The sequence below is a fragment of the Rhizobium terrae genome (assembly GCF_003425685.1).
In the GTDB taxonomy this organism is placed as follows: domain Bacteria; phylum Pseudomonadota; class Alphaproteobacteria; order Rhizobiales; family Rhizobiaceae; genus Neorhizobium; species Neorhizobium terrae.
In genome coordinates this window covers 293,108-314,137 of sequence record NZ_QJKM01000004.1, presented here as the reverse complement: position 1 = coordinate 314,137, position 21,030 = coordinate 293,108, and the positions used below count along the sequence as shown (strand labels likewise).

Here is a 21,030-nt window from a genome sequence, read left to right as displayed (position 1 = left end):
ATTGGATAAGCATGCGCCTTTTGTTTCTGGGTGACATGGTGGGCAAGACGGGCCGCACGGCGGTCTGGGAAAAACTGCCTGGCCTCGTCTCCGACCTGAAGCTCGATTTCGTCATCGTCAACGGCGAGAACGCCGCCGGCGGTTTCGGCATCACCGAAGACATCTTTCTTGAGACGATCAATGCCGGCGCCGACGTGGTGACCACCGGCAACCATGTGTGGGACCAGAAGGATGCCGTCGGTTTCGCCGGCCGGCACGACCAGTTCCTCCGCCCCGCCAACTATCCCGCCGGCACGCCGGGCAGGGGCTCCGGCCTCTATTATGCGCGAAACGGCGCGCGCGTGCTCGTCGCCAACATCATGGGCCGGGTCTTCATGCATCCGGAACTCGACGATCCGTTCAAGAGCGCCGAGGCGATCCTCGCCGCCGCGCCGCTCAAGGAACAGGCGGACGCGATCATCTTCGACTTCCATGCGGAAGCGACCAGCGAAAAGCAGTGTTTCGGGCATTTCGTCGACGGCCGGGCAAGCCTCGTGGTCGGCACGCACACCCATGTGCCGACCGCCGACTGCCAGATATTGAATGCCGGCACGGGTTACATGTCGGATGCCGGCATGTGCGGCGATTACGACAGTTCACTCGGCATGGACAAGGAAGAGCCGCTCAACCGTTTCATCTCGAAAATGCCGAAGGGCCGTTTCGAGGCGGCGACGGGGCCGGCGACGATCTGCGGATTGGGGATCGAAATTTCCGACGCGACGGGGCTTGCGGAAAAGATCGAGCCGCTCCGGATCGGCCCCCGGCTTTCGGAAACCATTCCGTCGTTCTGGCGGTGAATCCGCAAAGCTTCATCGGTGGCGGTTGCTTCGTTTGGTGCCGTCGTAAAAGCCGGGCGGCTTTTTTGCCACCCAGGTGACGAATTTGCCGATCTCCGGATGCCTGAGGAGTTCGTCGATCGTCGAATAGGATTTTTCGAGTTCGGCTTCCGTGAACAGGGCGTGGATCTGCCGGTGGCAGATGCGGTGGAGGTATTGGGTGCGTCGGCCGCCCCGGCTCTTCGGAACGAGATGGTGCTCGTCGCGCTGGTCCTCGGGGATCAGCCGGCCGCACAGGGGGCAGATTTCGGGCTTCGGCTGCTGGTACCACGAAACGATGCCTTGTTTGTGTTTTCTCATCATGGTCAGCCGAACGTCTCGAAAGGCAAGTCCTGGAGCGGTTGCCGGCATGAAACGGGTAGGCGAGGCGGATGTTCGGGTCGCGGGCCTCTCCATCAACGGTTGATATATTCAGAATTCCGACCGCTCCGAAAGCCACTTTTCGAAATGGGCGGCCGTCCCGATCCCTCCATCCAAAACCGCTTCATAAACCAGTGCGCTGGGAGCAGGCTTCGAGCCTTTCGGCGCACGGGCGGCCAGTTCCGTCTTGATTGCGAGGATCGTTTCCCGCACCCCATCGGTCAAGCGGGGCAGGAGCGTCTTCAGGTGCTTCAGGTCCGGCTGCCGCTCCGGTTCGTCGACGAACCAGATGTCGAAATTCCAATCCTCGCCCTTTTGCGAACGGTAGGTGACGGCAAGATAGAGGCCGTCCGGGTAGTTCTGCGGCTCGATATTCCAGACGCCGGTGTCGTTGCGGTAGCGGACCGCGCCGATCCTCTGGTCGAGCATCAGTTCGCCGGCTATCTCGGCGATCGTCCGGCGGGTGGCAGGGTCGAGCCGGTCGCAGACGACGGTGATGTCGATGTCACGTCGGACCATGAGACCCATGACCGAGCTGCCGACGCGCACCGGATTTCCCGCCATCCGCAGCAACCTTTCCAGGTCGAGCGCCGCGACGATCGTCTCGGCCTCGGCCTGCAGCCGGGCTTGCCGTTCCAGGATATCCGACATTGTTACGCTCCGAAAGAATAGGGTAGGTCCTTGCCGCCCTTATTGCAGGTCAAAGGGCTTCTTCGAGGAGCGTCAGCAGGCGCTTGAAGTGGCGCTCGGAACCGGCCTCGTCATAGACGCCGTGGTCCGGCACGGTCCAGCCATGCGCCATGCCGACATAGTTTTCGACGATATGGTCGACGCCGGCGAGGCGGAAGGCTTCGGCAAAACGGGCCGACTGTTCCGGCGGAAAGCTGTTGTCGACGCCGGCGACGCCGACATAGACGCGGGCCTTGATCCTGTCGGCGAGCCGGTGCGGGCTGTTGTCGGCATCGGTCGCCAGGTTGCCGCCGTGAAAGCTTGCAGCCGCCTTGATGCGGTCCGGATAGGTCGCCGCCGCCGTCAGCGCGCGGGCGCCGCCCATGCAGTAACCGACGACGCCGACCGGACCGGTGGCGCCCTCCGCGTCAAGAGCGGCGATGAAGGCCGCGCCGTCTCTGGCGGTTAGTTCCTGGGTCGCCTCCTGCATCATGGCCCGGATCCGGGTTTTCGAGGCTTCCTCGCTGAAAGCCGTCCTGGCGTCGAAGGGGCCGTAGGCGCCGGAGCGGTAGTAGAGGTCGGGAACGAGCACGACATGTCCGGCGTCGGCGATGCGCTGGCCCATCCGGTAGAGCGCCTCGCGGGGGCCGAAAGCATCCATGTAGATGATGACGCCCTTGTCGGTCGCCTGGCCGTTTTCCGGCTTGACGACGGCCGCCTTGGCAACGCCGTCCGCCGTCCTGATCTCGATGTCGTGCTTCATGAAAATGTCCTTTCATCCGTACCGAATGCGAGCCGCCGGGTGCCTCTTGGGAGACAGCATGCTTTCAATAATCAATTCTATTGGCCCGACCAATGACAGAATTGTGAGGGTGCCTGTCGAACTTCCCGCTGGACCCGCCTTTTGCCATGCCGCATCTTTTCGCCGGGAATGAGCATGAACTCAGTCTTCGGAGTGGCATGATGCTGCGGGCTCTTGCATTCAGTCTTTCCACCTTCTTCCTGTCCGCCTTCGCGGCCCTTGCCCAGCAGGCGGAAATGCCCGTCAGCCAATGCCAGGCGATAGCTCAGAAGCTTCCCGGCGTCATGTTCGCGAGCTTCAAGCCGTCCGGCGTGCAGTTCGCCCAGGCGGACAGGAAGCTCAGCCTTGCCGAAAAGGAAGAGGTGAAGATCACCTTCGTCGGCCACTCGACCTATTTCATCGAGAGCCCGGAGGGCGTCGGCATCGCGACGGACTACAGCGGCGCATACCAGCCGTCGCGCCTTCCCGACGTGGTGACGATGAACAAGGCGCATTCCACCCATTACACGCTCAATCCCGACAGCCGGATACAGCATGTCCTGCACGGCTGGAGCGACATGCCGGGCGAAAAGGCGAAGCACCAACTGACAGTCGGAGACGTCTATATCCGCAATGTCGTTTCCGACATCCGCAACTGGGGAGGCGGCATCGAGGAGAACGGCAATTCGATCTTCATCTTCGAGGTCGCCGGTCTCTGCATCGGCCATCTTGGCCATCTGCATTTCGAGCTCAACGAGGCGCAATATACGGAGATCGGCCGGCTCGACATCCTGATGGTTCCCGTCGACGGCGGCCTGACCATGGGAGCGGACAGCATGAGCCGCGTCGTGCAGCGGCTGCGCTCCTCGCTCATCTTGCCGATGCATCGCTGGGGGCCGCCGCTCGACCGCTTCCTTTCGATGTTCGACGGCAAGTTCGACATCGCCTATGCGAAGGAAGCGACGCTCCGGGTCTCGATGCGCGGCCTGCCGAAAAAGCCGACGATCCTGGTGCCGCAGGGGCTTTGAAGGCTCCTGCGGCGCGGCACGCCCCGTCAATGGAACTGCGGGAAGGCCAGGTGCTGCTTGACGCCGACTTCCGGCATCTTCTCGTCTTTCCAGTTGGCCTTGGCGATCTCCCAGCCGAATTTCAGCGAGCTGTCGGTGGAGGCCCAGATTTCGGCGTCCTCGACCCGCAGCGCCAGCATGGTGAGGAGCGGGTCGTCCTTGCCGTCTTCGTACCAGGCGGCCGTGACGGCGCTCCAGTATTCGTCAATCTTGGCGGGGTCCTTGCGCACTTCCAGCCGACCGGCCAGGCAGGCGTGGTAATCGTGGTTCTTGCCGACGACGCAGAAATGCGCCATCGCGCCCGCGCCGATCGCTCGCACCAAGTCGGTGTCGGTCTTGGTGAAGAACCAGATGGTGCTGGTCTTTGGATCGGCGTTCGGCGCCATGGGCCGAAAATGCATGTGCGAGCCCTCGATGCCGAGCATGCCGGCATGGATGTTGTTGATCTCGTCCCACAGTTGTCGTTCAGGCGCTTCGCGGGCTTCGGTGAGGCTTGCCATCGAATATCTCCTTCGTTGCTGATCTGCTCGGGAGGTCAAACGGCAAGGCTTTGGCTTTGTTCCGGGCTGGTGGCGGTTGACGCTCCTTCCCGGCGCGCGGAAAGGTCTTGAACGGCCACCGCTTCGAAATTATAAGGCGCCATTCCAAACAAGCTAAAGTGTCAGGGGTCCCATGGCTGGCCATTCACAGTTCAAAAACATCATGCACCGCAAGGGCAAGCAGGACTCGATCCGCTCGAAGATGTTCTCCAAGCTTGCGCGCGAAATCACCGTTGCGGCAAAAGCGGGCCTGCCCGATCCAAGCATGAACGCGGCGTTGCGCCTGGCTGTCCAGAACGCCAAGGCGCAGTCGATGCCGAAGGACAATATCGACCGTGCCATCAAGAAGGCGTCGGGCGCGGACGCGGAAAATTACGATTCCGTCCGCTACGAGGGTTACGGCCCGGGCGGCACGGCGGTCATCGTCGAGGCGCTGACCGACAACCGCAACCGCACAGCTTCCAACGTCCGTTCGATCTTCACGAAGGCGGGCGGCGCGCTTGGCGAAACCGGTTCGGTATCCTTCTCATTCGACCATGTGGGCGAGATCACCTACAAGGCCTCCGTCGGTGACGCGGACAAGGTGATGGAAGCGGCGATCGAAGCCGGTGCCGACGACGTGACCTCCGACGAGGAAGGCCACACAATCATCTGCGCCTTCGAAAGCCTCGGCGAAGTGTCGAAGGCACTCGAAGCGTCGCTCGGCGAAGCCTCCACGGTCAAAGCGGTCTGGAAGCCGCAGAACACGATCGAAGTCGATCAGGAAAAAGCGGAATCGCTCCTGAAGCTGATCGACAACCTGGAAGACGACGACGACGTGCAGAACGTCTATTCGAATTTCGAGGTTTCCGAAGAGGTCATGGCTAAGCTTTCGGCCTGAGGTCTTTCTCAAAAGTTGCGTGATGCGGGCCGGCTTGACCGGCCCGTTCCGTTTTCAGGCAGCGACTTTTTCCATCATCGGCAGTGTCGCAAACAGCTCCACCGAACGCAGCCGTTTCTCGACGTCGTGGATTGGCATGGAAACGATCAACTCGTCCGCCTGCGTTTCGCCGAGAAACTCCGTCAACTGCGCCTCGATCGTCGGCACCGAGCCCACGGCGGCGTAGCGCAGGGTATGCTCGACGTTCATCTTCTCCATCGGCGTCCAAAAACCTTCCATGCTGTCGATCGGTTTGGGGAAACGGGTGCGGACGTTCTTGCGCAGGTTGACGAACTGCTGCTGGGAAGAGGTGAAGAGCTTCTGCGCCTCGGCATCCGTCTCCGCCGCAACGCCCATGACACCGACCATGACATAGGGTTTTTCGAGCTCCAGCGAGGGCTGGAAACGGTCGCGATAGATGGCGATCGCTTCCATCAGCATGTCGGGCGCAAAATGCGACGCAAAGGCATAGGGCAGGCCGAGGGCTGCGGCGAGGTGAGCGCTGTAGATGCTCGACCCGAGCAGCCAGATCGGCACATGGGCATCCATTCCGGGGACGGCAAGCAGGCCCTGGTTCGGTTCCGGTGTGCCGAGCAGGCGCTGCAGCTCGAGGATGTCATGCGGAAAGCTTTCGGCTCCGGCCTCGAGATTGCGACGGAGGGCGCTCGCGGTGCGCATGTCGGTGCCGGGCGCCCGGCCGAGACCGAGATCGACGCGGCCCGGCAGCAGCGCCTCCAGCGTGCCGAACTGTTCGGCGATAACGAGCGGCGAATGATTGGGAAGCATGATGCCGCCCGAACCGACGCGGATCGTTTTTGTCGCGGCACCCACATGACTGATGACGATGGAGGTCGCGGCGCTCGCAATGCCCGGCATGCCGTGATGCTCGGCCAGCCAGACGCGCTTGTATCCCTGCTCTTCAGCCTTGATCGCCATGCGGCGGGATTGGTCGAGCGCATCGCGTACGGAATAACCTTCACCCACGGGTGAAAGATCGAGAATGGAAAAGGGGATCATCGGCATGTCCTGGAATGCGCCTGGGGAGACGAGTGACGGGTACCCCGCCTATTTAGGCAGTCGTGTCCAAAAATACGACCCCCGGCGTATCGGGAAGGGGCTGCGGCGAGCGGCCCTTTCCTTCACGACTTGACCAGCCGCAGATGTGAGCCGGGCTTCGGGCGCTTGCGGTTTTCGGGAGCGGACACGCAGCCGGGCGCTAGGATCGTGACGGGCGCGAAGCGGGCGACCTGATGATCGATCGTGCCGGTCTCCCGGACGATGCCATCCATCTTCGCAGTCAGCATCTCGATCCGGCCCGCGTGATCCCGGCCTGCCCTGGATATCGCCAACGCGGTCGCCCTGATCCCGGCAATCGCTTCGATTTCCTTCGCCGAGCTCGCGGCGACCGCATCCAGGCAGTCGCGAAGCGCATCGAGGTAGACGGACATGGCATCCCATTCCCTGCCGGCCCTTTCGACCGACTTGCTGCCGAGTTCCGTCGCCTCGGCCGACTTGCGAGAGAGGCCGGAAATCTCCTTTGCGGCTTCCGCGGCGCGTTCGGCGAGATCGCGGATTTCTTCCGCGACGACCTTGAACCTGCCGCTTTCGTCACCGGGCTCCGACGCTCCGATACCGGCGTTGACGGCGAGCATGTTGGCTTCGAAGGCGATTTCCTGGATCGTCCTGGCGGCGGGCTGGATTTCGACCGAGGCGGCGCGGATGGCTTCCATCGCTGTCGCCACGGTCCGCATGACTTCCTTTGGATGGCGCATGTCGAGCCCGGCATTGTGGACGATGCCGGCGGTATGCCCGGTCTGCATCTTCCTCCTCCTCAGCGTTTCGGCTAGCGCATCGATGCCAGACGCCAGGCCGGTGATCGCAGCGGTCTGGCTGGCGCCGGCAAGCGTCGCCTCGGTGAGGCCATCCTCGACGTCCGCGCAGGCTGCAAAGACTTTGCGAGCGCCGGCGCCGATTTGCCCGAGCGCCTCCTCTATGATCGTCAGCGCATGGTTGAAATCGGCCCGCAGGCCCTCGAACTCCTCGGGAAACGGCATGTCGAGGCGGACGGTGAGATCACCGACGGCGAGGCGCCGGAGACCGCCGTCCAGAGCATCGACCACCATCCTCAGCTTCTCGGCCTCGGTTCTTGCGCATTCCACATCGCGGGCACCAGCCTCGGCGATCTGCGTCTCGCGCTGCTCGCGCCGCTCCTCGTCCTTCAGGATGCGATCGAGATGGCTTCGGCAGAACCGTTCGAGTTCGCGGGAAATGATGCCGATTTCGTCGGTGCGCAGGGCGTGCTCGCCGGGTTCGGCCGGTTTGCCGGCAGCGAGTTCCGAGACCGTGCGCGCTATGCCGATCAGGGGTGCGAGCATCCGGCGGACCGCAAATGCCGCCACCGCGGCCAGGGCGGCCAGGAATGAAACAATCACCAGCGTTTCCACCGGTGTCGTTTCTCCGACCATGTAAAAAATCAGGACGGCAGCCGTCGCGCTTTGTGCCAGCACGAGCCCGGCCATCCGGAAGGTTAGGGAATTATGTCTCCTCAACATGACTGCCTCCTCTTTGTGCCAAGACACGGAAATCCAACGCGAGAAACGTGCCAACGTTGCCCCCGCCGGCCTGAAGCGCGACGAAGCTTCTCCATGTGGTTAGCCGAACGTTAACAATGACGATAAAGCCGTTTCCGGTTTGTTCACATTCTCGTGGCACTCAGAAGGAAGGCAGGATAGAGTTCAGCTCATGACAGAGACGATTCGCATCATCGGCATCGACCCGGGGCTTCGCCGCACCGGCTGGGGGATCATCGAGACGCTCGGCAACAGCCTGCGCTTCGTGGCTTCCGGGACGGTAACATCCGACGGAGAGATGGATCTGGCATCCCGCCTGTGCCAGCTGCACGACGGGCTTGCCGAGGTGGTACACGCCTATAAGCCCGACGAGGCAGCCGTCGAGCAGACCTTCGTCAACAAGGATGCGGTTGCGACGCTGAAGCTCGGTCAGGCAAGAGGCGTCGTCATGCTGGTGCCGGCGCGGGCCGGGCTGCCGGTTGCCGAATATGCGCCGAACGCAGTCAAGAAATCGGTGATCGGTGTCGGCCACGGAGAGAAGCAGCAGATCCACATGATGCTGAAGATCCTGATGCCGAAGGCCGATTTCAAAGGGAACGACGCGGCCGACGCGCTCGCCATCGCCGTCTGCCACGCCCACAACCGCGGCGGCCACCGGATGCGCCAAGCGCTGGCAAGCTAGTTTGTTCTTGACGTGTTCTTGCTTGCCCGTAAGTAATACTTTGGAGGTATTACCATGTGCGTCACCGAGAAAGGCTAGGTCACCATTCCCAAGGAAATACGCGACCGGCTGAATATCGGACCGGGGGCCGAGGTGGTTTTGTCATGTCCGACGCGGGCGTGATGCCGGCAAAGACCGGCGACGCTCTCACCTGAAACTCATCCTTCTTAAATCATCGTTGGCGGACCATTCCATGATCGGCAAGCTCAAAGGCACTATCGACGAAATCGGTGACGATCACGTGCTCGTCGACGTACATGGCGTCTGTTACGAAGTCTTCTGCTCGTCGCGGGTACTTTCGAAGATCGGTTCCGTCGGCGAAGCGGTGGTACTGTTCATCGAAACTTATGTGCGCGAGGACCAGTTCAAGCTGTTCGGATTCCTGACGGCGCTGGAGCGCGAGTGGTTCAACCTACTGCAGAGCGTCCAGGGGGTCGGCGCCAAGGTGGCGCTCGGGGTGCTTTCGACCCTGACGCCATCCGAGCTCGCCAACGCGATCGCCCTCCAGGATAAGGTTGCCGTCTCGCGGGCACCGGGTGTCGGCCCCAAGGTTGCGGTGAGAATCGTGACCGAACTGAAGAACAAGGCGCCGGCTTTCGCGGGCGAGATGGCGGCCAATATCGGCCTCAAGCAGGAGATCGGCGAAGGCGTCGCCTCGGCGCCGGTTGCCGATGCGGTTTCGGCGCTCACCAATCTCGGTTATTCGCGTGACCAGGCGGCGAACGCCGTGGCGGCCGCGCTGAAGAATGGGGGCGAAGGGGGCGACAGCGCCAAGCTGATCCGGCTGGGGTTGAAGGAATTGGCGCGGTAGGGCCGATCGCGGCTGCGAATCCGCGGTGCGTCGTGTATGACTGAGATCGAGTTTCGAACGGAAATGCCCTTATGAATGAACCCTCTCGCCTGATATCGCCTGAAAAGCGGGGCGAAGACCTGGATACGACGCTGCGGCCGCAATCGCTGGACGAGTTCACCGGCCAGGCGGAGGCGCGCGCCAATCTCAAGGTGTTCATCGAGGCGGCGAAGAACCGCGGGGAAGCGCTCGACCATGTCCTCTTCGTCGGGCCGCCCGGCCTCGGCAAGACGACGCTGGCGCAGATCATGGCGAAGGAACTCGGCGTCAATTTCCGTTCGACCTCCGGACCGGTCATCGCCAAGGCGGGCGATCTTGCGGCGCTGCTGACCAATCTCGAAGAGCGCGACGTGCTGTTCATCGACGAGATCCATCGGCTGAATCCGGCGGTCGAGGAAATCCTCTATCCGGCGATGGAGGATTTCCAGCTCGACCTGATCATCGGCGAGGGGCCGGCGGCGCGGTCGGTGAAGATCGATCTCTCCAAATTTACGCTGGTCGCCGCCACCACCCGCCTCGGGCTGCTGACCACGCCGTTGCGCGACCGCTTCGGGATTCCGGTTCGCCTGTCCTTCTACACCGTCGAGGAACTGGAACTGATCGTGCGGCGCGGCGCGCGGCTGATGGGGCTGCCGATGACCGACGACGGCGCCCGCGAAATCGCCCGGCGGGCACGCGGAACGCCGCGCATCGCCGGTCGTCTCCTGCGGCGGGTGCGCGATTTCGCGGAAGTCGCCAGGGCAGAGGCGGTGACGCGGGAGATCGCCGACCAGGCGCTGACTCGTCTCCTCGTCGACAACATGGGCCTCGACCAGCTCGACAAACGTTACCTCAACATGATCGCCGTCAATTTCGGCGGCGGCCCGGTCGGCATCGAGACGATCGCGGCGGGTCTTTCGGAGCCGCGGGACGCGATCGAGGATATCATCGAGCCCTACATGATCCAGCAGGGCTTCATCCAGCGCACCCCGCGCGGCCGTGTTTTGACCGCAAATGCCTGGAAACATCTCGGAATGCAGCCGCCCAAGGATCTCGAAGCGGCGCAGTTCAGGATGAATCTCGAGGACGATTGAGTGATCAACCGGCGTACGTTCCTCAAAGCGTTTGTCGGAGGGGTCGCGGGCCTTTTCGCCTTGGCTGCTTACCCCGTCGTCGAGGTAATGGCACGGCCGAGACTGACGCGATATGCCGTTACTCCGACCAGATGGACCTCGGGACTGAAACTGCGCGTCGCCGTCATCGCGGATATTCATGCCTGCGAGCCCTGGATGAGCGTCGGCCGGATCCAGGCGATCTGCGACGCGGCCAACGGGTTGGACGCGGATATCATTCTGCTGCTGGGGGACTATGTGTCGGGCATGAATGCGGTGACGGATCATATTCCGGCATCGAATTGGGCACAGGCGCTCGCGAGGCTGAAGGCGCCGCTCGGTGTGCATGCCGTTCTCGGCAATCACGACCATTGGGAGGACCTGCTCTTCCAGAGAGATCCCCTGGCTGAGAATATTGCGGCGGGTGCGCTTCGGGCCGTCGGAATTCCGACCTATATCAACGAAGCGGTACGGCTGGAGAAGGACGGCCACGGGTTCTGGCTGGCGGGTTTGGGCGATCAGATGGCTCTGCGTCCCGGCAAGGACTTCGGAAGGGCAGGCCTGCACGGCATCGACGACCTGCCGGGAACGCTGGCGCAAGTGACCGATGGCTCACCGGTGCTGTTGATGGCGCACGAGCCGGACATATTTCCTCAGGTGGACGACAGGGTCAGTCTCACGCTTTCGGGCCATACCCACGGCGGCCAGATTGATATTTTCGGCTGGCGGCCGGTTGCGGCTTCACCGGGCTCGCGGCGTTATCCTGCTGGACACTATCGCGAACAGAGGCGCGATCTCATCGTATCGCGCGGCCTCGGGTGCTCTATCCTGCCGATCCGGGTGGGCTCCAGGCCGGAAATCGTCGTGATCGAACTGGGGTAATCCGATGGCACGCACACGCATCCGCATCAAGACCAAGGCGAAAGACGCATTCCAGATGCGGGTGGCGGGGCTCGGGTTCCGCGACGGCTATGTGTTGGTGCATCGGGCCGTGCACGAGCCCTTCTGGACATTTCCCGGCGGCCGGGCGGAGATCGGCGAGACGTCGGAAGAGACGCTGAAGCGGGAAATGGTTGAGGAACTCGGCGCCAACGTCACGGTCGGGCGGCTGCTCTGGTCGGTCGAGAACTTCTTCCACTACGAAGGTCGCGACTGGCACGAGTTCGGGCTCTATTATCTGATGGAAGTGCCTGCGCATTTTCCCTTCCATCCGACCGATATCGTGCATCGCGTCATGGACGGGCACGAGCTGGAGTTCAAATGGGCGCCGGCCACGACTGCGGCGCTCCGGGCGCTCGATATCCCGCCCTATTTCATCGCCGAGGAAATCGAGACGCTGCCGGCAAGTCCGCGTCATATCGTCTGGCGCGACGGCGATCTCGATCGTTAAGCCTATCTCTGGAACATCTGCCATGCGCACTCCGTTCTTTGTGGGAGAAGGAGAATGCCATGCAGAAGATCAGCATCGGAAACGAAGTGGAGTGGACATGGGGGCGCGGCAAAGCCCGAGGCAAAGTTGCGCAGAAATTCACCAGTGACGTCGAACGCCGCATCAAGGGCAAGGTCATTAAGCGCAAGGCGAGCGTCGACGAGCCGGCCTGCCTTGTGAACCAGGAAGGCGATCGCTGGGCCCTGAAAAGCCGGTCGGAACTGGAGAAGCGCCATGGCTGAGGAACGTCCCGACCGCATTCCGCCGGCGGAGGTGGCCGAAGCGGCGGAGAAGGGGTTGAAACTCAGATCGCAATATCGCCGCGGCGGCACCATGGTGGGCGTTGCCCGCGCCCGCGACCTGAAGAACCGCAAATCGGTTTCCGACCAGACCATTCGGCGCATGGTCAGCTATTTTTCCCGTCACAAGGTGGATAAGCGCGCCGACAATTTCGGCGACGATGAAAATCCCTCGACGGGTTATATCGCCTGGCTGCTCTGGGGCGGCGACGCCGGCCAGAAATGGGCCGAGGAGCATAAGAAGGCGATCGAGACGGCGAAACAGGAGGCGAAGATGCGGCGCTTCAGGCAGTCGCACCCGAATTCGCCAAGTCCCTGACGGTCTGCGCCAGAAGCGCCTTGCCACCCGGTTTCCAGCCGAGGCTTTCCAGCTTCGACGTCGACATGATGTTGATCGCGCCGCGATCGGCTGATTCCGGCAGGCGGTGGGCTGGGGGCAGAAAGCCCAGGATTTCCCGCGTATCCGTCAACAGGTCCGAAACGTTGAAGACCTCGCCGTCTATCCTGCCCGCCGCGGTTTCGAGCATCAGCCGGATGGCGGATGCGACATCATGGCCATGCACTTCCGTGCCGGCCCGCGAGGGCATAGGGCGGCCGGCGAGGAAATCTGCAAAAAGCCCGTCCCATTTGTTGGGGCGGAGATTGCCATAGACGCCGGTCAGCCTAAGACTTGCCGTCGCAAAGCCCGGAGCCGAGAGGGCCGAAAGCGCCTGTTCTCCGCTGAGCTTAATCCGTCCGTAGAGACTGTCGGGATCGAGGACCAGGTCCTCGGTCAACACCGTTCCGGCCGGCAGACTATCATAGACGGCGCGGCTGGAGAGAAAGACGCTTCTCCGCACCCCCACGCGACGGGCCGTTTCGAAGAGGCTTGTCGTACCATCGAGGTTTAGGCGGTGGAATCGGCCGGGATCGTCTCCCTCGCCGCCGCGATATTTTCCCGGCACATGGTCGAAGGCTGCGTGCACGAAGAAAGAAATGCCGTCGAAAGCTCCGGTCTGGTCGAGATCCGGGTCGAGAGCGAGCGGCACGAAGCGGACCGGTTTCGTGAACAAGCCGGGCGCGGGTTCGGTGCGGCCGCCCACCGTGACCCGATAACCCGCGGAAAGCAGGCCCTCGACGATATAGCGGCCGACGAGGCCGGTTCCCCCCGAAACCAGGACCTTCATGACGGCGCCGCCGGTTTCGGCAAGGAGGACAGGGCCGGTATTTCCCGGCCTTCGTGGAAGGCGCGCCACAGTTCGATCAGCGGCCGCAGGAGGTCCGCCTTGGGATGATCCGCCTCCCAGGGCTTTTCATATTGGTAATGGAGCACCGCGATGCTGTCCCAATCCCAGAGCGCCGGCATGTTGAACCACACATATTGCAGCATGTTCATGAACACCGGCAGACCATGCCAGTCGGGAAAGAAGGTTTCCAGAAACGTCTGGTCGGTCCGCCGCCAGAAGACATCGGGCTGATCGAGAGCGGCGAGCATTCGCCCGAACGTTTCCCAGGAAGGTTTTGCGACGAAGACGCCGGAATTCAGCCGGTGAAAATCGGTGAGGTTTTCATAGACATTCGGAGCGGCTGAAAACTCCGGATAGTCGAAGAGCCTGTCGATGTTCCGCAGCACCAGGGCATCGGCATCGATGAAGACGACCTTATCGTACTCCGTCAATTGCCAGAGCCGCAGCTTGCAGAAATTGTCGAGGGGCGTGTGGAAATCCGGCTTGCGGCCCTTGGTGAAGGGAGCTGCGCCATGCAGGTTCTTCCGCCCATGACGTTCGTTGAAGGCATCGGAGAGCGGCAGGTGCTCGACTTCGATCAACCGGCACTGGAGCGCGGCGAGGGGGGCGAGATCATCAGGTGCGACGCCGCCGGTATGCAGCGCGACAATATCGGCGGCGGTGCCCGTCAGGCGTATGGATCGGGCGAGCGCCGTCGCACCCATGGCATAGTCGGAATTGGTGACGAGGGTAACGAACGCAAAGGGGGCGGGCGCCATCGGGCAGGAGTCCACAAGGGTAGAAGTCATTGTCCGGTATCCGTCATCCGCTTGGTCGACATCCCGTAGGCGCGTCGAAGCCCGCGACGCGGCTCAAGCCTCACTTTCTTCAAGACACCGATTTCAGCCGCCTGCCTTCCGGATCGTGCTCCACCTTGGCGGCGATGTTGCGGGTCCAGGCGGAAACGGCGGGAACGCGAGTCCGATCAACGCGATAGGCGTATTTCTTCGCAACGTCGACGATCTCGCCGAGCAGGCCATCGCCAAGCGTCGTCGGTTCGAGGCCGAGGCCGAGGAACTTTTCGTTCTTCACCATCAGCTCGTTTTCCGGCGCTTCCTTGCGCGGATTGGGAAGCCAGGCGATCCGCGAGCCGGTCATGGCGGCAATCATCTCGGCGAGATCGCGGACCCGGTGGGTTTCCGTCATCTGATTGAAGATCTCGACCCGGCTGCCGCGTGCGGGCGGGTTCTTGAGCGCGATTTCGATGCAGCGGACCGAATCCTGGATGTGGATGAAGGCGCGGGTCTGGCCGCCGGTACCATGCACGGTCAGCGGATAGCCGATCGCCGCCTGGATGAGGAAACGATTCAGGACGGTGCCGTAATCGCCATCATAGTCGAAGCGGTTGATGAGCTGCGCGTGGCGCAGGGTCTGTTCAGTGTGGGTGCCCCAGACGATGCCCTGGTGCAGGTCGGTTATCCGCAAGCCGTCGTTCTTCGCGTAGAACTGGAAGAGGAGCTGATCCAGGCACTTGGTCATATGGTAGATGGAGCCCGGATTGGCCGGATAGAGGATTTCCTGGGAAACGGAGCGGCCATCCGCCGTCTTGATACCGACGGGCAGGTAACCCTCCGGGATCGCCGCGCCGACCGTCGAATAACCGTAGACCCCCATCGTGCCGAGATGCACGAGATGTGCGTCGAGATCGAGTTCGACCAGTGCGTTCAAAAGATTATGGGTGGCGTTGACGTTGTTGTTGACGGTGTAGTTCTTGTGCCGGTCGCTCTTCATCGAATAGGGCGCGGCACGCTGTTCGGCGAAATGAACGATGGCGTCCGGCCGGTGCCTGGCGAGCCAGGCCTTCAAGAGTTCGTAGTCGCGGGCAAGGTCGATGAGGTGGAAATGGATGCGGCGGCCGGTTTCCTGGTGCCAGATGCGGGTGCGCTCCTGGATGCTGTCCATCGGGGTCAGCGACTGGACGCCGAGTTCCGTATCGATCCAGCGGCGGGAAAGATTGTCGAGGATATGGATCTCGTGGCCGGCATCGGACAGGTGGAGCGATGTCGGCCAGCCGACGAAACCGTCGCCGCCGAGGACTGCTATCTTCATAACGTAGTCTCCGCTGGTTTTCGAAAAGTTTCCTGATAGGGAAGATGTGTGACAGCACTTCAAAACTGGGTGGGCATTTCAAGTTCATCCAGTGGAAGAACGGCAATTTTCCAAGGCAGATCATGCAGGAACACAATTTTTCGTTATCGGGCGAATTGATCGAAGGCGGGCACAGGCTCGCCCAGCGTGTTTATTACGAGGACACGGATTTTTCCGGTCTCGTCTATCACGCCCGTTACCTGCATTTCCTGGAGCGCGGCCGGACCGACTATCTGCGCTGTCTCGGCTGCGAGCAGAGCACGCTGCTTTCGGCCGACGAGGAAGGGCTGGTTTTCGTCGTTCACCGCATGGAAATCGACTTCAAGCAGCCGGCCCGCATGGACGATATCCTGACGATCCGGACCCTGACGGAAAAGGCGGGCGGCGCCAAGATGGTGCTCAACCAGGAGATCCGCCGCGGCGAGACCCTGCTGATCGCCGCCAGGGTGGTGATCGCCGTCATCAACAGGCACGGCCGCCCGCGCCGCCTGCCGGAGACTGTGGCGGAGAAGTTTTTGGGCAAGGCGGTCGATCCATAGGTCGGCTGCAGCTTCGGCTCACCGGCCGCTGCAGATATGCTGCGATCCGTCCTATCCTCGAAGATGGAGATCGCGAAGTTGTTTGTGCCGACCGCGTGGCCTCGCGGCGATTCATGGTCAATCGGAAGTGTGATGCAAATATCTTCCTGTAACACATTCTTAACGATAATGATGTCTTACTGGCATCCGAGGAATTTGTGCAACGCACGCCTTCCTTTGACCAAAATTGAAAGCGAGAAGCCAAGCTGAAAGCTCAGGGCACCTTGGGGTTAAGCGAGCGCATCCAGCGATCATGCATAATTTCTCGCGAGAGCGCTTTTGAACCCGCCCGGTCCTTAAAAGCCGGGCGTTTGGATTCGGGGATAGAAGATAGATGGAACAGGTAGGTTTGGCGGCCGCGGCGAGCGAAGTTAGCCTCTGGTCACTGTTCATGCAGGCCGGTCTTGTCGTGAAGCTGGTGATGATCGGGCTTCTCGGCGCATCGGTCTGGACCTGGGCGATCGTAATCGACAAATACGTGAACTTCGCCAAGGCCAAACGTCAGTTCGACCAGTTCGAGCAGGTCTTCTGGTCGGGCCAGTCGCTGGAAGAGCTCTACCGGACGCTCGCCGAACGGCAGAACAACGGCCTTGCAGCCATCTTCGTCGCCGCCATGCGCGAATGGAAAAAGAGCTTCGAACGCGGCGCCCGCTCACCGATCGGCCTGCAGATGCGTATCGACCGGGCGATGGACGTGACGATGTCGCGCGAGGCGGAAGCCTATGAGGCGCGTCTCGGTTCGCTTGCGACGATCGGTTCGGCCGGTCCGTTCATCGGCCTCTTCGGTACCGTCGTCGGCATCATGACCTCGTTCCAGGCAATCGCCGGTTCGAAGTCGACCAATCTCGCCGTCGTCGCACCCGGTATCGCAGAAGCATTGCTCGCCACCGCGATCGGCCTTGTCGCCGCTATTCCGGCGGTCATTGCCTACAACAAGTTCACCGCCGATGCCGGCAAGCTCTCGGCGCGCATGGAAGGTTTCGCGGACGAGTTTTCCGCCATTCTGTCCCGCCAGATCGACGAGAAGCTGCAGCCGCGTCAGGCGGCGCAATAATCCCGCCAAGGCCAAGGAGTACGCATCATGGGTATGTCGGCCGGAGGATCGAAGGCATCGGGTGGCGGGCGCCGCAGGCGCGGTGGCCGTCGCGGCGCCATCAGCGAAATCAACGTGACGCCGCTCGTCGACGTCATGCTCGTTCTGCTCATCATCTTCATGGTGGCCGCACCGATGATGACCGTCGGCGTGCCGATCGACCTGCCGGAAACACAGGCCAAGGCGATGAACGCGGACACCCAGCCGATCACCGTTTCGGTCAATCCGAAAGGCGAGATCTACCTCCAGGAGACGCCGATCGTCATCGACGAAATCGTGCCGAAGCTGCAGGCGATCGCCACCACCGGCTATAACGAACGCATCTACGTGCGCGGCGACACGACAGCCGCCTATGGCGTCGTGATGAAGGTCATGGCCCGCATTTCCGCCGCCGGTTACAAGAATATCGGCCTTGTCACGCTTCAGGAACAGGCGAAGTGATCGGAGCGAGATGAAGACCAGTCTCGGCACATCGCTGGTTTTGCACACGGTGGTGCTAGGTTTCGCCCTGGTCTCGCTCAGCGCCCCTGCGTCCTTCGAAGTGGCGGATGTGGAGGCGCTGCCGGTCGATATCGTTCCGGTGGAATCGATCACTCAGGTGCAGCAGGGCGACAAGAAGGCGCCGCCGAGCCAGAAGCCTGCTCCGAAGGAAACCAAAAACCAGAAGATCGTCGAGAACGCCCAGAATGCCGGCGAGAACGACGTCGATCTGAAGACGCCTCCGACGCCGGCCACCAAGCCGCTGCAGACGGAGGCGACGGCGGCGCCGAAGCCGACGGAACGGCCGACGCCGACCCCGACGCCGGAACAGAACCAGGTCAAGGATATCGTCAAGGAAGAGACGGCGCCGAAGCCGACCGAGGTCGCCGCCCTGCCGCAGCCCAAGCCTGAGATCACGCCGCCACTTCCGAAACCGGAAGCGACCCCGCCGAAGCCCGAGCCTACGCCGCCAAAACCGGAGGCCGCCAAGCCGACGCCCGCCCCGGTGCAGGCCGAGAACACGTCCGAGACGGGCGAACTGCCGCAGTCGGTTCCGACGCCCGCTTCGAGGCCGCAGCCGCCGAAGCCCGAGCCGCCGAAGGAACAGGCCAAGCCCGTCGAGAAGCCTGCCGAGACGAAGCCGGATACGGCAAAGCCGACCGAAACGGCCAAGACCGACAGCAAGGCGACCAATTCCGTGAAACCGTCCGACAAGAAGGAAGGCAAGCAGCAGGAGACCGCCAAGTCATCCTCGTCCATGGCGAGTGATTTCAACGCCGATCAGATCGCTGCCCTACTCAACAAGCAGGATGCGTCGGGCGGTGCCAAGCGTTCGACGCAGGTGGCTGCCCGCGGCGACACGAAGACGATCGGCGTCGGTCTGAGCTCCAGTGAGATCGACAATGTCAAGGGTCAGATTCAGGGCAACTGGCAACTGGTCGGGGGATTGACCGGCGTTGCGGAAGTCCGCGTGAAGATCAGGGTTCAGCTCGACCAGTCCGGCAATATCGTGGGCGAGCCGGAAGTGACTGCGACGGGCGGTCCGGAAGGCACAAGGCGCGCGGTGGAAGGCAGCACGCGTCGTGCACTCCTGAGGTCCGCGCCGCTGAAGAATTTACCCGCCGAAAAGTATCAGGGTGAAAAAGGTTGGAATGTTTTGGTGCTGAACTTCGATCCGTCTGAGTTCGCATTGTGAGCCGGCAGGTACGGAACCGATGCAGACAGATATGAAACGGGACCTGCCCCGAAACTCTCGTGTTAAGCTGAAAGGCTTGTTTTTATGATCAAGAACTCTTTTTTCCGCGCCGTTATGGTGGCCGCGGGCATGTTGACTGCCTTTGTTGCTGCCACCCCGGCCACCGCCGAAGTCACGATCAACATCAACAAGGGTAATGTTCAGCCGCTGCCGATTGCGGTCACAGATTTCCTGTCCAACAACGAGTTGGGGCCGCAGATTTCGCAGGTGATTGCCGCAGACCTGCAGCGCTCCGGCCTGTTCGCGCCGATCAACAAGCAGGCCTTCATCGAGAAGATTGCCGATCCGAACCGGACGCCGCGTTTCGAGGACTGGAAGGTCATCAACGCCCAGGCGCTGGTCACCGGCCGCGTCACCCGTGAGGGCGACGGGCGTCTGCGCGCCGAGTTCCGTCTCTGGGATACCTATGCGGGCTCACAGATGACCGGCCAGCAGTTCTTCACCCAGCCGGAGAACTGGCGGCGTGTGGCCCACATCATCGCCGACGCGATCTACAAGCAGATCACCGGCGAAAACGGTTATTTCGACAGCCGCGTCGTGTTCGTTTCCGAAAGCGGCCCGAAGAACGCCCGCCAGCGCAATCTCGCGATCATGGACCAAGACGGTTTCAATGTCCGCATGCTGACCAACACCAAGGACATCGTGCTCACGCCGCGCTTCTCGCCGAGCCGGCAGGAAATCACCTACATGTCGTTCGAAGGCAACCAGCCGCGCGTCTATCTGTTGCAGCTCGAAACCGGGCAACGCGAGGTGGTCGGCAATTTTCCGGGCATGACGTTCTCGCCGCGCTTCTCGCCGGATGGCCAGAAGGTCATCATGAGCCTGCAGCAGGAGGGCAATTCCAACATCTACACGATGGACCTGCGCTCGCGTACCACGACGCGGCTCACCTCGACCCAGGCGATCGATACGTCGCCGTCCTATGCGCCGGATGGCGGGCGCATCGCGTTCGAAAGCGACCGCGGCGGCCGTCCGCAGATCTACGTGATGAATGCCGACGGTTCGGGTCAGACCCGCATTTCCTTCGGCGACGGTTCCTATTCGACGCCGGTCTGGTCGCCGCGCGGCGATCTCATCGCCTTCACCAAGCAGTCGGGCGGCAAGTTCTCGATCGGCGTCATGCGTCCGGACGGTTCGGGCGAACGCATCCTGACCTCCGGCTTCCATAACGAAGGTCCGACCTGGGCGCCGAACGGGCGTGTCCTGATGTTCTTCCGCCAGGCCGCGGGCTCCGGGGGCCCGCAGCTCTATTCGATCGATCTGACCGGTTACAACGAACTGCAGATCAAGACGCCGTCCTACGCCTCCGACCCGGCCTGGTCGCCGCTTCTCGAATAGGATGGTTAAGGGGAGGGAGGCGGCTTGCGCCTCTTTCCCGCCCCAATCTGCTGAAAATGAACGAAAAGGGACACGGGAATAATTTGTTAACCATAACCCTTTGAGCATGGTTAACCGAGCCCGGTTAGAGTCTGGAAACCGTGAATTCTGGCAACTCTGAAATACTGATCAAGGAGAGACCGGCTATGAGCCGCACCGATACCCCGGCAATGAGCCGCATGCAGACCCTCGCCCGCAACCCGGCCGTCATCGCTTTGACGCTGGCTCTGGCTCTCGCCGGCTGCGCCAACAAGAAGAACCTGCCGAACAATGCCGGCGACCTCGGCCTCAACGGCGCGGGTGCAGCAACGCCCGGCTCGCAGCAGGACTTCACCGTCAATGTCGGCGACCGCATCTTCTTCGACACCGATTCGACCTCGATCCGCGCCGATGCTCAGCAGACGCTCGATCGCCAGGCCCAGTGGCTGCAGCGTTATCCGAACTACGCGATCACCGTGGAAGGCCATGCCGACGAACGCGGCACGCGCGAATACAACCTGGCGCTCGGCGCCCGCCGTGCGGCTGCCACGAAGGAATATCTCGCATCGCGCGGCATTCCGGCGAACCGCATGAAGACCATTTCCTACGGCAAGGAACGTCCGGTTGCAGTCTGCGACGACATTTCCTGCTGGTCGCAGAATCGCCGCGCGGTGACGGTTCTCGGCGGCGCCGGCATGTGATCGCCCGGCGGGCAAACGTTACAGACACATCAAAAAGGCGGCCG

The 21,030-nt window shown here is 62.1% G+C and carries 25 protein-coding genes and 1 pseudogene; 17 read left to right on the top strand and 9 right to left on the bottom strand.

From position 1 onward, the window contains the following. Nucleotides 1–11: 11 nt before the first annotated feature. Nucleotides 12–836: a TIGR00282 family metallophosphoesterase gene (locus tag DMO26_RS09495; protein WP_117191810.1), complete on the top strand. Its 825-nt coding sequence runs from the start codon at nucleotides 12–14 to the stop codon at nucleotides 834–836. Nucleotides 837–848: 12 nt separating this feature from the next. Here the strand turns inward: DMO26_RS09495 and DMO26_RS09490 are convergent, their stop codons facing one another. The 3 genes from DMO26_RS09490 to DMO26_RS09480 all read right to left on the bottom strand — a co-directional run bounded on the left by DMO26_RS09490 (nucleotide 849) and on the right by DMO26_RS09480 (nucleotide 2,667). Continuing rightward, a complete protein-coding gene (locus tag DMO26_RS09490; protein ID WP_117191809.1) occupies nucleotides 849–1,178 on the bottom strand; it encodes an HNH endonuclease in 330 nt (109 codons plus the stop codon). A 108-nt stretch (nucleotides 1,179–1,286) separates the two neighbouring features. Continuing rightward, nucleotides 1,287–1,886, bottom strand: coding sequence for a hypothetical protein (locus tag DMO26_RS09485; protein ID WP_117191808.1), 600 nt, complete (start codon nucleotides 1,884–1,886; stop codon nucleotides 1,287–1,289). Nucleotides 1,887–1,935: 49 nt separating this feature from the next. Next, entirely contained in the window at nucleotides 1,936–2,667 is a 732-nt protein-coding gene (locus tag DMO26_RS09480) for a dienelactone hydrolase family protein (RefSeq protein WP_117191807.1), read from the bottom strand. 197 nt (nucleotides 2,668–2,864) lie between these two features. On the opposite strand from DMO26_RS09480, the gene DMO26_RS09475 reads away from it, so the two are divergent. After that, a complete protein-coding gene (locus DMO26_RS09475; RefSeq protein WP_117191806.1) occupies nucleotides 2,865–3,713 on the top strand; it encodes an MBL fold metallo-hydrolase in 849 nt (282 codons plus the stop codon). Between the two features lie 26 nt (nucleotides 3,714–3,739). On the opposite strand, the gene DMO26_RS09470 is transcribed toward DMO26_RS09475, so the two are convergent. Beyond that, nucleotides 3,740–4,252 carry a pyridoxamine 5'-phosphate oxidase family protein gene (locus DMO26_RS09470; protein WP_117191805.1) on the bottom strand — a complete coding sequence of 171 codons (513 nt, stop codon included), beginning with the start codon at nucleotides 4,250–4,252 and terminating at the stop codon, nucleotides 3,740–3,742. Between the two features lie 172 nt (nucleotides 4,253–4,424). Here DMO26_RS09470 and DMO26_RS09465 point away from each other — a divergent pair, with 172 nt between their 5' ends. Next, on the top strand, nucleotides 4,425–5,171 hold the full coding sequence (locus DMO26_RS09465) for a YebC/PmpR family DNA-binding transcriptional regulator (protein WP_117191804.1): 747 nt from the start codon (nucleotides 4,425–4,427) through the stop codon (nucleotides 5,169–5,171). Nucleotides 5,172–5,225: 54 nt separating this feature from the next. Here DMO26_RS09465 and DMO26_RS09460 read toward each other — a convergent pair whose 3' ends face one another. Together DMO26_RS09460 and DMO26_RS09455 are read right to left on the bottom strand one after the other, a co-directional pair. After that, nucleotides 5,226–6,227 carry an LLM class flavin-dependent oxidoreductase gene (locus DMO26_RS09460; RefSeq protein WP_117191940.1) on the bottom strand — a complete coding sequence of 334 codons (1,002 nt, stop codon included), beginning with the start codon at nucleotides 6,225–6,227 and terminating at the stop codon, nucleotides 5,226–5,228. A gap of 122 nt (nucleotides 6,228–6,349) precedes the next feature. Then, entirely contained in the window at nucleotides 6,350–7,762 is a 1,413-nt protein-coding gene (locus tag DMO26_RS09455) for a methyl-accepting chemotaxis protein (protein WP_117191803.1), read from the bottom strand. A 190-nt stretch (nucleotides 7,763–7,952) separates the two neighbouring features. On the opposite strand from DMO26_RS09455, the gene ruvC reads away from it, so the two are divergent. The 8 genes and pseudogenes from ruvC to DMO26_RS09415 all read left to right on the top strand — a co-directional run bounded on the left by ruvC (nucleotide 7,953) and on the right by DMO26_RS09415 (nucleotide 12,489). Next, on the top strand, nucleotides 7,953–8,462 hold the full coding sequence (gene ruvC / locus DMO26_RS09450; RefSeq protein ID WP_117191802.1) for a crossover junction endodeoxyribonuclease RuvC: 510 nt from the start codon (nucleotides 7,953–7,955) through the stop codon (nucleotides 8,460–8,462). Nucleotides 8,463–8,516: 54 nt separating this feature from the next. After that, nucleotides 8,517–8,597: pseudogene (locus DMO26_RS34920) on the top strand (AbrB/MazE/SpoVT family DNA-binding domain-containing protein); the annotation flags it as partial. Between the two features lie 97 nt (nucleotides 8,598–8,694). Continuing rightward, nucleotides 8,695–9,312, top strand: coding sequence for a Holliday junction branch migration protein RuvA (ruvA, locus tag DMO26_RS09440; protein ID WP_117191801.1), 618 nt, complete (start codon nucleotides 8,695–8,697; stop codon nucleotides 9,310–9,312). A gap of 71 nt (nucleotides 9,313–9,383) precedes the next feature. Then, nucleotides 9,384–10,424, top strand: coding sequence for a Holliday junction branch migration DNA helicase RuvB (ruvB, locus tag DMO26_RS09435; RefSeq protein ID WP_117191800.1), 1,041 nt, complete (start codon nucleotides 9,384–9,386; stop codon nucleotides 10,422–10,424). Beyond that, a complete protein-coding gene (locus DMO26_RS09430; RefSeq protein ID WP_117191799.1) occupies nucleotides 10,425–11,324 on the top strand; it encodes a metallophosphoesterase in 900 nt (299 codons plus the stop codon). Between the two features lie 4 nt (nucleotides 11,325–11,328). Then, nucleotides 11,329–11,832 carry an NUDIX hydrolase gene (locus tag DMO26_RS09425; RefSeq protein WP_117191798.1) on the top strand — a complete coding sequence of 168 codons (504 nt, stop codon included), beginning with the start codon at nucleotides 11,329–11,331 and terminating at the stop codon, nucleotides 11,830–11,832. A gap of 59 nt (nucleotides 11,833–11,891) precedes the next feature. After that, nucleotides 11,892–12,113: a hypervirulence associated TUDOR domain-containing protein gene (locus DMO26_RS09420; RefSeq protein ID WP_117191797.1), complete on the top strand. Its 222-nt coding sequence runs from the start codon at nucleotides 11,892–11,894 to the stop codon at nucleotides 12,111–12,113. Next, nucleotides 12,106–12,489 (top strand): hypothetical protein, encoded by a 384-nt coding sequence (locus tag DMO26_RS09415; protein ID WP_117191796.1) that lies wholly within the window; start codon nucleotides 12,106–12,108, stop codon nucleotides 12,487–12,489. The genes DMO26_RS09420 and DMO26_RS09415 overlap by 8 nt, the downstream gene beginning before the upstream one ends. Here the strand turns inward: DMO26_RS09415 and DMO26_RS09410 are convergent. The 3 genes from DMO26_RS09410 to DMO26_RS09400 form a co-directional block, all read right to left on the bottom strand. Next, nucleotides 12,455–13,336 (bottom strand): NAD-dependent epimerase/dehydratase family protein, encoded by an 882-nt coding sequence (locus DMO26_RS09410; protein WP_117191795.1) that lies wholly within the window; start codon nucleotides 13,334–13,336, stop codon nucleotides 12,455–12,457. The two genes, DMO26_RS09415 and DMO26_RS09410, sit on opposite strands and share 35 nt — an antisense overlap. Next, nucleotides 13,333–14,184, bottom strand: a complete 852-nt coding sequence (locus tag DMO26_RS09405) for a glycosyltransferase (protein ID WP_226951243.1) — start codon at nucleotides 14,182–14,184, stop codon at nucleotides 13,333–13,335. The genes DMO26_RS09410 and DMO26_RS09405 overlap by 4 nt, the downstream gene beginning before the upstream one ends. Nucleotides 14,185–14,263: 79 nt before the next feature. Beyond that, nucleotides 14,264–15,484: an NAD-dependent epimerase/dehydratase family protein gene (locus tag DMO26_RS09400; protein WP_117191793.1), complete on the bottom strand. Its 1,221-nt coding sequence runs from the start codon at nucleotides 15,482–15,484 to the stop codon at nucleotides 14,264–14,266. A 122-nt stretch (nucleotides 15,485–15,606) separates the two neighbouring features. Between DMO26_RS09400 and ybgC the strand changes: the two genes are divergently transcribed. The 6 genes from ybgC to pal all read left to right on the top strand — a co-directional run bounded on the left by ybgC (nucleotide 15,607) and on the right by pal (nucleotide 20,986). Further along, entirely contained in the window at nucleotides 15,607–16,062 is a 456-nt protein-coding gene (ybgC, locus tag DMO26_RS09395) for a tol-pal system-associated acyl-CoA thioesterase (RefSeq protein ID WP_117191939.1), read from the top strand. 373 nt (nucleotides 16,063–16,435) lie between these two features. Next, complete coding sequence (gene tolQ / locus DMO26_RS09390) at nucleotides 16,436–17,155, top strand: protein TolQ (protein WP_117191792.1); 720 nt, start codon at nucleotides 16,436–16,438, stop codon at nucleotides 17,153–17,155. Nucleotides 17,156–17,182: 27 nt separating this feature from the next. Next, nucleotides 17,183–17,635, top strand: coding sequence for a protein TolR (gene tolR, locus DMO26_RS09385; protein ID WP_117191791.1), 453 nt, complete (start codon nucleotides 17,183–17,185; stop codon nucleotides 17,633–17,635). A gap of 10 nt (nucleotides 17,636–17,645) precedes the next feature. After that, nucleotides 17,646–18,869, top strand: a complete 1,224-nt coding sequence (locus DMO26_RS09380) for a hypothetical protein (RefSeq protein ID WP_117191790.1) — start codon at nucleotides 17,646–17,648, stop codon at nucleotides 18,867–18,869. Between the two features lie 84 nt (nucleotides 18,870–18,953). Beyond that, nucleotides 18,954–20,267 carry a Tol-Pal system beta propeller repeat protein TolB gene (tolB, locus tag DMO26_RS09375; RefSeq protein WP_117191789.1) on the top strand — a complete coding sequence of 438 codons (1,314 nt, stop codon included), beginning with the start codon at nucleotides 18,954–18,956 and terminating at the stop codon, nucleotides 20,265–20,267. Between the two features lie 185 nt (nucleotides 20,268–20,452). After that, nucleotides 20,453–20,986 carry a peptidoglycan-associated lipoprotein Pal gene (gene pal / locus DMO26_RS09370; protein WP_117191788.1) on the top strand — a complete coding sequence of 178 codons (534 nt, stop codon included), beginning with the start codon at nucleotides 20,453–20,455 and terminating at the stop codon, nucleotides 20,984–20,986. The last annotated feature ends 44 nt before the right edge of the window (nucleotides 20,987–21,030 follow it).

Excerpts from the sequence above, each read along its gene's own strand:
- DMO26_RS09455 (WP_117191803.1), bottom strand. The coding sequence starts at position 7,762 with ATGTTGAGGAGACATAATTCCCTAACCTTCCGGATGGCCGGGCTCGTG.
- DMO26_RS09465 (WP_117191804.1), top strand. The coding sequence starts at position 4,425 with ATGGCTGGCCATTCACAGTTCAAAAACATCATGCACCGCAAGGGCAAG.
- tolB (WP_117191789.1), top strand. The coding sequence starts at position 18,954 with ATGATCAAGAACTCTTTTTTCCGCGCCGTTATGGTGGCCGCGGGCATG.
- ruvC (WP_117191802.1), top strand. The coding sequence starts at position 7,953 with ATGACAGAGACGATTCGCATCATCGGCATCGACCCGGGGCTTCGCCGC.
- DMO26_RS09410 (WP_117191795.1), bottom strand. The coding sequence starts at position 13,336 with ATGAAGGTCCTGGTTTCGGGGGGAACCGGCCTCGTCGGCCGCTATATC.
- ruvB (WP_117191800.1), top strand. The coding sequence starts at position 9,384 with ATGAATGAACCCTCTCGCCTGATATCGCCTGAAAAGCGGGGCGAAGAC.
- DMO26_RS09485 (WP_117191808.1), bottom strand. The coding sequence starts at position 1,886 with ATGTCGGATATCCTGGAACGGCAAGCCCGGCTGCAGGCCGAGGCCGAG.
- DMO26_RS09420 (WP_117191797.1), top strand. The coding sequence starts at position 11,892 with ATGCAGAAGATCAGCATCGGAAACGAAGTGGAGTGGACATGGGGGCGC.
- DMO26_RS09460 (WP_117191940.1), bottom strand. The coding sequence starts at position 6,227 with ATGATCCCCTTTTCCATTCTCGATCTTTCACCCGTGGGTGAAGGTTAT.
- DMO26_RS09425 (WP_117191798.1), top strand. The coding sequence starts at position 11,329 with ATGGCACGCACACGCATCCGCATCAAGACCAAGGCGAAAGACGCATTC.
- DMO26_RS09480 (WP_117191807.1), bottom strand. The coding sequence starts at position 2,667 with ATGAAGCACGACATCGAGATCAGGACGGCGGACGGCGTTGCCAAGGCG.
- pal (WP_117191788.1), top strand. The coding sequence starts at position 20,453 with ATGAGCCGCACCGATACCCCGGCAATGAGCCGCATGCAGACCCTCGCC.
- DMO26_RS09380 (WP_117191790.1), top strand. The coding sequence starts at position 17,646 with ATGAAGACCAGTCTCGGCACATCGCTGGTTTTGCACACGGTGGTGCTA.
- DMO26_RS09495 (WP_117191810.1), top strand. The coding sequence starts at position 12 with ATGCGCCTTTTGTTTCTGGGTGACATGGTGGGCAAGACGGGCCGCACG.
- ybgC (WP_117191939.1), top strand. The coding sequence starts at position 15,607 with ATGCAGGAACACAATTTTTCGTTATCGGGCGAATTGATCGAAGGCGGG.
- DMO26_RS09475 (WP_117191806.1), top strand. The coding sequence starts at position 2,865 with ATGATGCTGCGGGCTCTTGCATTCAGTCTTTCCACCTTCTTCCTGTCC.
- tolQ (WP_117191792.1), top strand. The coding sequence starts at position 16,436 with ATGGAACAGGTAGGTTTGGCGGCCGCGGCGAGCGAAGTTAGCCTCTGG.
- ruvA (WP_117191801.1), top strand. The coding sequence starts at position 8,695 with ATGATCGGCAAGCTCAAAGGCACTATCGACGAAATCGGTGACGATCAC.
- DMO26_RS09490 (WP_117191809.1), bottom strand. The coding sequence starts at position 1,178 with ATGATGAGAAAACACAAACAAGGCATCGTTTCGTGGTACCAGCAGCCG.
- DMO26_RS09415 (WP_117191796.1), top strand. The coding sequence starts at position 12,106 with ATGGCTGAGGAACGTCCCGACCGCATTCCGCCGGCGGAGGTGGCCGAA.
- tolR (WP_117191791.1), top strand. The coding sequence starts at position 17,183 with ATGGGTATGTCGGCCGGAGGATCGAAGGCATCGGGTGGCGGGCGCCGC.
- DMO26_RS09405 (WP_226951243.1), bottom strand. The coding sequence starts at position 14,184 with ATGACTTCTACCCTTGTGGACTCCTGCCCGATGGCGCCCGCCCCCTTT.
- DMO26_RS09470 (WP_117191805.1), bottom strand. The coding sequence starts at position 4,252 with ATGGCAAGCCTCACCGAAGCCCGCGAAGCGCCTGAACGACAACTGTGG.
- DMO26_RS09400 (WP_117191793.1), bottom strand. The coding sequence starts at position 15,484 with ATGAAGATAGCAGTCCTCGGCGGCGACGGTTTCGTCGGCTGGCCGACA.